This window comes from Streptomyces sp. MB09-01 (assembly GCF_033794505.1).
GTDB lineage: Bacteria > Actinomycetota > Actinomycetes > Streptomycetales > Streptomycetaceae > Streptomyces.
Map to the genome: position 1 here is coordinate 1 of NZ_JARAYQ010000498.1, position 2628 is coordinate 2628.

General features: G+C 81.3%; 1 protein-coding gene. It reads left to right on the forward strand.

The window, feature by feature from the left end; translation table 11 throughout:
- Positions 1 to 2628: hypothetical protein (locus PV721_RS42840; RefSeq protein WP_319734234.1), on the forward strand; the 2628-nt coding region annotated here is incomplete at both ends.

Genomic DNA, 2628 nt, shown 5'->3' on the forward strand with positions numbered 1-2628 from the left:
GCACCGGGCTGGTCCGCTTCGTGCGGCGGCCCGCTGCTGCTGCGGGCACTGCGGCCGCCGCACGAAGCGGACCAGCCCGGTGCGGGTGACACCCCGCAGACCTCGCGCCGGGTACGGGCCGACGCCCCGGCGCCCGCCATCGCCACGTCGTCCCGCCCGGGCAGCCCGGGCACGCGCGGCCCGGCCGCCGATCCCGTGGCGTCGGGACCCGGCGCGCCCGTCCCGAACGCCGCGCCGCAGCTGCGCGGCGGCGCGTCCACGCACACCGCAGCCGTGCTCGGCACGCCCGCCCCCGCCGTGCAGCGGGCCGGGGCGACGGGCAGCCGAGCCGCGGTGACCCCTGCCGCGCCCGACCGTGCGCCAGCGCCTCCGCGGTTCCCGCTGGTCCGCCGTATCGCGATGGTCCCCGACGCATCGGCGAGCCGGGGAGCGTCGGCCGGGGGCGCCGCCCCGTCCCCCTCCGGTCCGCCCGTCCAGCGGTCCGCGGCACACCCGTACGGTTCTACGGGGTCCACGTCCGCCCCGGCGGCCACAGGAGCCCGTCCCGGCCGCAATGGCGGGGCGACCCCCGCCGACGACACCGCGGGCACCGCCGCGGTCCGACCGCGCGCCGTCGGCCGCACGCTGACCGTCGCGCGCGTCCCCGCCACGCCCAGGCGCCGCGTGGCCGCCATCCGCCCCGCCCCCGCGCGGACGGCCCCGGTCACGACCACGGCCGTCCAGCGTGCGGAAAGCCGTGGACCGCTGGGCACCCGAGACGCGGACACGCCCGTGCGGGGTGCGGAAAGCCGCACACCGCTCACCGCACCCCTCACCGAACTGCCTTCGACGGTCACGCCGTCGGACCGCTCCACAGCAGCCCACGGCCCGGCCCTTCCCGTGGTCCAGCGCCGGGCGGAGCCCGCAGCCGCGGGCGGCGCCACACCCCACAACGGCGGGCCGAATACCACCCCGCAGGACCGCGCAGAGAAGCCCGCCACCCCGGCGAAACCGACGGTGCAGCGCCGGGCAGACTCCTCCGCCGAGGGTGCGGCCACTCCCGGCAACGGTGCGGCGAAGCCCAGCACGCAGCGCCCGGCGGAGCCCGCGGCCGGCCCGGGCACGCCCGTGCAGCGCCCGGGAAGCCGCCCGCCCCTCGGCATGCCCTTCACCGAACTGCACTCCACGGCCACGCCGTCGGACCACCCGGCAACGGCGCCCGCGCCCGCCCCGGTGATGCCCGTGGTCCAGCGGCAGGCGGAGCCCGACAGCGGTCCGCCGAAGCCCGCACCGGAGCGCCGCGCGGAGCCGATGGCGCAGCGCCATGCGGAGCCCCCGGCCAGGGGTGCGGCCCCTCCTGACAGCGGTGGGCCGAAGCCCACCGCGCAGCGCCGGACGGAGCCCGCGGCCGGCCCGGGCACGCCCGTGCAGCGTGCCGGAAGCCGCCTGCCGCTCGGCGCACCCCTCACCGAACCCCCCACCACGGTTACGCCGTCGGGCCGCCCTGCAGCTGCTCCCGCCCCCGCGATGCCCGTGGTCCAGCGCCAGGCGGAACCCGCCGCCGAGGGCGGCGCCACACCCCGCAACGGCGGCCCGAATTCCTCTCCTCAGCAGCGCGCGGAGAGGCCCACGGCCCCGGCGACGGCCATGCCGCAGCGCCAGGCGGAGCCCGCCACCGGCCCGGACGCGGCGGTGCAGCGCACGGCCGGGCCTGCCGCCGGCCCGGGCACGCCCGTGCAACGCGCCGGAAGCCGGCCGCCGCTCGGCGCACCCCTCACCGAACTCCCCGCCACCGCCGTACCGTCCGGCCGACCCGCAGGAGCACCGGCACCCGCCCCCGCGATGCCCGTGGTCGAGCGCCAGGCGGAGCCCGGGGCGGTGCAGCGCACGGCCGGGCCTGCCGCCGGCCCGGGCACGCCCGTGCAACGCGCCGGAAGCCGGCCGCCGCTCGGCGCACCCCTCACCGAACTCCCCGCCACCGCCGTACCGTCCGGCCGACCCGCAGGAGCACCGGCACCCGCCCCCGCGATGCCCGTGGTCGAGCGCCAGGCGGAGCCGTCGGCCGGCGCTGCGCCGCAGCTCCGCCCGGGCAGCCCTGCCGAGGCGACCCACGGGTCCGGCCCGGGGCGGTCCGCGTCGCGCGTACGCACCGGCCTGGGGGCACCGCTGCCCTCGCTGCCGCCGAGCGCGGCGCCGCCGGCTTCGCCCTCGTACCGGTCCCGAGCTCCTCGGCCCGCCTCCCCCGCCGACGTACAGCGCGCACCCGCGCCCGGGGCGCCGGCGACAGGCCACACGCGCCTGCTGGGGGCCGGCGACGTACAGCGCCGTCGGGGCGGCGGCCCCGGCGCGCCCTCCGGTTCCGCCCGCCCGGTCCCGCTGGTCGTCGCCCGCTCCGTCACCGACAGGACCGCAGGCGATGCCACGGCGGCGCCCTCCGCGTCCCGCACCCTCCAGCTCCTGGCGGCACGGCCCCTGCCCCTCGGCACCCGCGACATGGGGAGCGCGGCAGCCCCCGCCCCCCGCCCGGCGGGCCGACCCGTGGTCGCGGCTCGCTGGCCCGCCCCGTCCGCTCCGCAGGTCCAGCGCGCCGCGGGGGACGGCCTGCGGGGCGGCCACGTCGTGCGCCCGGCGCCCGGCCCGCGCTACGCG